Source organism: Xanthomonas bromi, assembly GCF_900092025.1.
Lineage (GTDB): Bacteria > Pseudomonadota > Gammaproteobacteria > Xanthomonadales > Xanthomonadaceae > Xanthomonas > Xanthomonas bromi.
The window spans coordinates 1-6,410 of record NZ_FLTX01000019.1 but is presented as its reverse complement, the minus strand read 5'-3'; the positions used below and the strand labels follow the sequence as shown (position 1 = coordinate 6,410).

Genomic DNA, 6,410 nt, shown 5'->3' with positions numbered 1-6,410 from the left:
CTTAGCAGAGCCACTTGGGTTCTTGGTTCCGGCATCTGGTCGGTGTGGCTATTAAGTTTGGCCTTGCGATGCCCTAACGAGATTCGTCTTGGTCTCATGCTGTTAAGTAGGATAGAGTTGACTGATTATTGCTTATCTTTTGTAGTGCAATATATTGACTTCGCTTAATCAAGGGGTTATCAACATGAGCGCAGCGACTTCTATCAACTTGGTGGGTATAACCGGGATAGCCCGGCGCTTAGTACAAGATGGCGCGATAGATGAAATGGTAGCTCGCGTTGCTATGGACCAAGCATCTACAGCTAAAGTGCCGTTGCCGCAATGGTTTTCCGAGAAAAAGCTCGTAACGGCTTCGCAATTGGCGGCTGCCAACGCGGTTGAATTCGGCATGCCACTTATGGACGTATCAGTATTTGATGCCAGCCAAAACGCAGCCAAGCTGGTCAGTGAGGAGTTGCTCCAGAAGCACCAGGTGCTGCCGCTGTTCAAGCGTGGTAACCGGTTGTTCTTGGGGGTGAGCAATCCCACCCAGACTCGCGCGCTGGACGACATCAAGTTCCATACGAATCTGGTGGTCGAGGCAATCCTCGTCGACGAGGATCAGATCCGCCGGACGCTCGAACAGTGGCAGGCCAGCAATGCGTCCCTCGGTTCGTCGCTCGGCAATGACGACGATGAAATGGGCGACTTGGACGTGTCTGCCGACGACGAGGACATGGGCGCCGGCGGGGATGCCGGGGTCGATGCCAGGGGCGACGACACGCCAGTGGTGAAATTCGTCAACAAGGTGCTGGTGGATGCGATCCGGCGGGGAGCCTCGGACATCCATTTCGAGCCGTATGAAGACGACTACCGGGTGCGCTTGCGGATCGACGGCTTGCTGAAGAACGTGGCCAAGGCGCCGGTGAAGCTGAGCCAGCGCATTGCGGCGCGCCTGAAGGTGATGTCGCAGCTGGATATCGCCGAGAAGCGGGTGCCGCAGGACGGGCGCATCAAGCTCAACCTGTCCAAGACCAAGCAGATCGACTTCCGCGTGAGCACCTTGCCAACCCTGTTCGGCGAGAAGGTGGTGCTGCGTATTCTGGACGCCAGTGCGGCCAAGCTCGGTATCGAGAAGCTGGGCTACGAGGCGGACCAGCAGAAGCTGTTTTTGGACGCGATCCACAAGCCCTATGGCATGGTGTTGGTGACCGGGCCGACCGGTTCGGGCAAGACGGTGTCGTTGTATACCGCGCTTGGCATCCTCAACGATGAGACGCGCAATATTTCCACGGCAGAGGATCCGGTCGAAATCCGATTGCCGGGCGTCAATCAGGTGCAGCAGAACGTCAAGCGGGGCATGACGTTTGCGGCGGCGCTGCGCTCGTTTCTGCGTCAGGACCCGGACATCATCATGGTCGGCGAAATCCGTGACCTTGAGACTGCAGAAATTGCGATCAAAGCGGCCCAGACTGGCCATATGGTGCTGTCGACACTGCACACCAACGATGCGCCACAGACCATCGCGCGTCTGATGAACATGGGCATCGCGCCCTACAACATCACCTCGTCGGTGACCCTGGTCATCGCGCAGCGCCTGGCGCGTAGGCTGTGCAACAACTGCAAGCGCAAGTCGACCTTGCCGGAGCATGCGCTGCTCGCGGAAGGATTTACGCCAGAGCAAGTTGCGAAGATCGAACTCTATGAGGCAGTCGGTTGCGATGAGTGCACCGAGGGCTACAAGGGGCGTACTGGTATCTATCAGGTGATGCCGATGACCGACGAGATCGGCGCGATCGTGCTGGAAGGCGGCAATGCGATGCAGATCGCCGAGGCCACGCAGAAGATTGGTATCCGCGATCTGCGTCAGTCGGCATTGATGAAGGCCGCGCACGGGGTGACCAGTCTGGCCGAGATCAATCGCGTGACGAAGGACTAAGCGCCCTCATCCGCCCTACGGGCACCTTCTCCCGCAAGCGGGAGAAGATGGCGGCACTGCGATGCAGATCACCGATGCGGTGCAGAAGATCGGTATCCGCGATTTGCGCCAGTCGGCGTTGATGCAGGCTGCGCATGGGGTGACCTGCCTCGCGGAAATCAATCGAGTAGCCAAGGGCTAAGAGCAGCTAACAAAACTACTGCGCGGCCGCCAGGCGGGCGCGGCCGGTGCTCGGAATCGGCATGTACCACTCGTACACTCCGGTTCCTCCGCGCCGTCCGCACCCACCTGACCACCGCTCGCTACGTTCTGTTAGCCGCTCTAAGGGCTGGGAATCGGGATTAAGGAATCGGAACAGCCTGGGACCGGTACGTTCCAGGCTGTTTGTCTGGACGACAGCGTCGAGCATTGCAGCCGACTACCGGGAGCTGACGCATGAGCCAGTCCATCCCAGTGTCTCCCACAAAGGCCATCGAGGCCGGCGACTGCGCTTTGACGATTCCCCATTTCCCACTCCCGATTCCCGGCTCTTCTACTCCATCCCCAGCTTTTTCAGCTTGTAGCGAAGCGCACGAAACGTAATGCCCAGCTGCGCAGCGGTTTTGGTCTTGTTCCAGCGGTTCTCTTCCAGCGCTTTCTGGATCGCGGCGCGTTCGAGTTGTTCGATGTATGACGGCAGGGCGGCTGAGGCGGGGTCGATGTCGAGGACGGCTTCGCGCGGTTCAACGTCAGCGCTGCCGGGTGTGGCGGCGAGGCGGTGGCCGCCGTGGGCGGGCAGGCGCAGATCGGTGGCGCTGATCTGGTCGTCTTCGGCCAGGGCGAGGGCGCGTTCGAGGATGTTTTCCAGTTCGCGCACATTGCCGGGGAAGCCGTAGTGGCTCAGTGCATCAAGCGCGGATTGGGTCAGCAGCGGAATCGGGCGTCCGTGGCTATGCGCCAGGCGCGCGATGATAGCCGCGGCCAGTTGCGGCAAGTCGCCAGCGCGTTCGCGTAGCGGCGGCACGCGCAGCTCGATCACGTTGATGCGGTAGTACAGGTCATGCCGAAAACGGCCGTCGGAGACCAGGTCGCCCAGGTCCTTGTGCGTGGCCGAGAGGATGCGCACATCGACCAGCGATTCACTGGAGGCGCCGACCGGGCGCACGGATTTTTCCTGGATGGCGCGCAGTAGTTTGACCTGCATCTGCAGCGGCAATTCGGCCACTTCGTCCAGGAACAACGTGCCGCCATGCGCGGCCTGGAACAGCCCGGGCTTGTCGGCATGCGCGCCGGTGAAGCTGCCTTTCTTGTGGCCGAAGAATTCGCTTTCCATCAGTTCGGCGGGAATGGCGCCGCAGTTGACCGGCACGAACGGGCCGGCGGCGCGTGCGCCTTGTTCGTGGATGGTGCGTGCGACCAGCTCCTTGCCCACGCCCGATTCGCCGACGATGTAGACCGGCGCCTGGCTGCGCGCCACCTTGCCGATGGTGGCGCGCAGGCTTTCCATCGCGCTGGAGTCGCCGAGCAGGCGGCTGGCCTGCTCCGGTGGCGGCGGTGGTGGGGCAGGGCGGTCGCGGTTGTTCAATTCCAGCGCGTGCTTGACCAGGCCGCGCAACACGCCGATGTCGACCGGTTTGCTGACGAAATCGAAGGCGCCGGCTTTCAGCGCTTCCACGGCCAGGTCCATGCTGCCGAACGCGGTGATCATGGCCACCGGGGTGTGCGGGTAGTGCTTTGCGATTTCGGTGACCAGTTCGATGCCGTTGCCGTCGGGCAGGCGCATGTCGGTCAGGCACAGATCGTAGGGATTGTTGGCCAGCAATTCGCGCGCTTCGGCAAGGTTGGCGGCGGTGCTGATGCGCAGCCCCATGCGGCCCAGGGTGAGAACAAGCAACTCGCGGATATCACGCTCGTCATCGACAACCAGGGCACTTTTGGGTTCGCTCATGGTGCGCACGATAGCCCAGCGTGAGGATGGTCGACAATTGTCGACCGCGTCGCGGCCCAACGATTCACCTGCGGCATAAGGCCATCGCCGCGGCTGTCAGGGCGCTTGCAGCGGAGCCGATGCCAGTCGGCGAAGAGGGGATGTCGAGGTGCTGCGTTTCCTGGCGCAGTTGCGTGCGAGAGCTTTGCCCGCCCAGCTCGCTAGACCTGCAATCCAGTTGCTGCGGGGTGTTGGCACTTTCGATGACCGCAACTTTCTGGCATCGAACAGGTCGCGCGATGACCCGGCCCAACACCTCACCCATTGCACCCAGCCGACAGCCAGGCACTCACTTCCCAAACAAGCCGTTAGGGCCTTGCAACGAAATCCGGAAACAGGCGCCGCCACCAGGGATCGAGACATACTCCAGTTGCGCCTGGTTGGCGCGGCAGAGTTCCTGGGCGATGTACAGCCCCAGTCCGGTGCCGTGCTCGGAGGTGGTATAGAACGGGCGGAACAGCTGCGCGGCCACGGCTTCGGGGATGCCAGGGCCGCGGTCCATGACATCGATTACCGCCATGCGCTCCTGCCGTTCGACGCGCAGCTTGACCCGTGCCGGCTCGTCCATCACCCGGCCATACTTGAGTGCGTTGTGCACCAGCGCGGTCAGGATCTGGTGCAGGTGCTTGGGGTCGACCAGGGCATGCACCGAACTGCCCTGGATGCTGGCCTCCAGGATGTCGGTTTCCATCGACAAGGTCTGCCGGTACTCGACCACGAAGCGCCGCACGAATGCGGCCAGATCCAGATTGTCGGGGCTTGCGCGTTCCCGCCGCGCCAGCGCGAGCACGCTTTCGACAATGCCGTTGGTGCGCTGGCATTGCTGGTGGATGATCTGCAGCAGGCGGCGGTCGGCATCGCCGATGTCCGGCGACTCCTCCAGCAGTTGCGAGGCGTAGCTGATCGCCGCCAACGGGTTGCGGATCTCGTGTGCCAGGCTGGCCGAGAAGCGCCCCATCGCCGACAACGTCAGCGATTCGGCACGCCGCGACACCACCGTGGCGTCGTCCAGAAACACCAGCACCAGGTCGCTGTCGGCGAGCAGGCGCACGAAGCGCGGCTGCACTTCCGGGCGGTCGGCGCCGAGTTGCAGCGGCGCTTCTTCCTGCCGCCAGCCGCTGCGCCAGCGCTGCAGCCGGTGGGCCAGTTCCGGGGTGAGCGCGACCAACGAGAGGTCCACCGGCACATTGCGCTGGTCGCCATCGCCCAGCAGGGCCAGAGCCGCTTCGTTGGCCAGCGAGATGCGGTTATGGGCGTCCACCACCAGGACGCCGGTGCGCATGCGCCGGATGATCAGCTCGTTGATCTCGTACAGATTGGCGACCTGCGCGCCGCGCTCTTCGGCCAATACCTGGTTGCGTCGTGCGCGCGAGGCGATCTGTTCGCAGATGAAGGCCACCGCGACGTAGCTGGTGGCGAACATGGCCAGTTCGGCCACCGGGCGGGTGGCGCCGCCGCCTTCGAGCAGGGTCCACAGGTATTCCAGCAGGATGGCGGCGCTGGCGAGTACCGCGATGCTCATGCCGTAGCGCAGTCGCAGCAGGATCGAGGCGGCCGCCACGTTGAACAGCAGCATCATCGCAATGCCGGCGCTGGCGCCGGGCAGAGCATGCGTGGCCAGGGTCGCGGCGAGGATGTCGGCCACCACCGCGCATAGCACGGTCGGGGTGAGGCGGCGTTCGTTGCGGCCCCAGAACAGCAGCGGGATCGCCACGCACAGGTAGCCGATCGCCACGTTGGCGGCCAGGTGCGGGTAGCGCGGCTCGGGGATGGCGTCGGACAACGGGCTGAATACCAGTGCGGCGATCAGCCCGGCCACCAGCACCCGGTACAACGAGAAGAAATACAGCTCGCGCTGCGGCGCGGACTGGATCCGGGCGATGAGCGATGCGATGGATGCCAAGCCGATTCCCCGCTGGAGCGAGCCGCGAGTATAGGCAGGTGCGCGGTCTGCGCAGCGCCTGGGCACAGTGTGGGTCTACGCGCAAGCGCTGCGATCCGGCGGCCACTCCCGGGGAATTTTGCGCCGCACGGCGTGGTCGGCCACAATAGGCGGCCCGTTCGTGTCCCATGACGTGCCGCCCCGGCGGTCTGCGTTGCACGCAGCGGTCGTTTCCTTTTCCCACGGTGACGCATGAATTTCCACGAATACCAGTCAAAACAGCTGCTTGCCGAGTACGGCATCCCCGTCCCGGCCGGCAAGGTCGCGGCGACCCCGGACGAAGCGGTCGAAGTCGCCAATTCCCTGGGCAAGGGCCCCTGGATGGTGAAAGCGCAGATCCACGCGGGCGGCCGCGGTAAGGCTGGCGGCGTCAAGTTCTGCAAGACCACCGACGACGTGAAGGCCGCAGCAGCCAAGATGCTCGGCACCAAGATGTCCACCTACCAGACCGCCGGCGTCGAGCTGCCGATCAACCTGGTGCTGGTGACCACCGCCGGCGAGATCGTCAAGGAGCTGTACCTGTCGATCCTGGTCGACCGCGGCACCAAGACCATCACCTATATCGCATCGTCCGAAGGCGGCGT

The 6,410-nt window shown here is 63.4% G+C and carries 5 protein-coding genes and 1 other RNA gene; 4 read left to right on the top strand and 2 right to left on the bottom strand.

Annotated features, from left to right (window positions below):
* Positions 1-184: 184 nt before the first annotated feature.
* The 3 genes from pilB to XBLMG947_RS07030 all read left to right on the top strand — a co-directional run bounded on the left by pilB (position 185) and on the right by XBLMG947_RS07030 (position 2,236).
* Positions 185-1,918 (top strand): type IV-A pilus assembly ATPase PilB, encoded by a 1,734-nt coding sequence (pilB, locus tag XBLMG947_RS07040; RefSeq protein ID WP_065467229.1) that lies wholly within the window; start codon positions 185-187, stop codon positions 1,916-1,918.
* A 61-nt stretch (positions 1,919-1,979) separates the two neighbouring features.
* Positions 1,980-2,099: a pilus assembly protein gene (locus tag XBLMG947_RS07035; RefSeq protein WP_065467227.1), complete on the top strand. Its 120-nt coding sequence runs from the start codon at positions 1,980-1,982 to the stop codon at positions 2,097-2,099.
* Between the two features lie 61 nt (positions 2,100-2,160).
* A non-coding RNA gene (locus tag XBLMG947_RS07030) (sX9 sRNA) lies at positions 2,161-2,236 on the top strand.
* Between the two features lie 214 nt (positions 2,237-2,450).
* On the opposite strand, the gene XBLMG947_RS07025 is transcribed toward XBLMG947_RS07030, so the two are convergent.
* Both XBLMG947_RS07025 and XBLMG947_RS07020 read right to left on the bottom strand, forming a co-directional pair.
* Positions 2,451-3,905, bottom strand: a complete 1,455-nt coding sequence (locus XBLMG947_RS07025) for a sigma-54-dependent transcriptional regulator (protein WP_181093171.1) — start codon at positions 3,903-3,905, stop codon at positions 2,451-2,453.
* A 268-nt stretch (positions 3,906-4,173) separates the two neighbouring features.
* Positions 4,174-5,787, bottom strand: a complete 1,614-nt coding sequence (locus tag XBLMG947_RS07020) for a sensor histidine kinase (protein WP_065467223.1) — start codon at positions 5,785-5,787, stop codon at positions 4,174-4,176.
* Between the two features lie 231 nt (positions 5,788-6,018).
* On the opposite strand from XBLMG947_RS07020, the gene XBLMG947_RS07015 reads away from it, so the two are divergent.
* Positions 6,019-6,410, top strand: a 392-nt coding sequence (locus XBLMG947_RS07015; protein ID WP_209437466.1) for an ATP-grasp domain-containing protein, incomplete at its 3' end; no start/stop codon positions are given.

Bases quoted from the DNA above. Each gene is read 5' to 3' on its own strand.
- pilB (WP_065467229.1), top strand. From the start codon at position 185: ATGAGCGCAGCGACTTCTATCAACTTGGTGGGTATAACCGGGATAGCC.
- XBLMG947_RS07035 (WP_065467227.1), top strand. From the start codon at position 1,980: ATGCAGATCACCGATGCGGTGCAGAAGATCGGTATCCGCGATTTGCGC.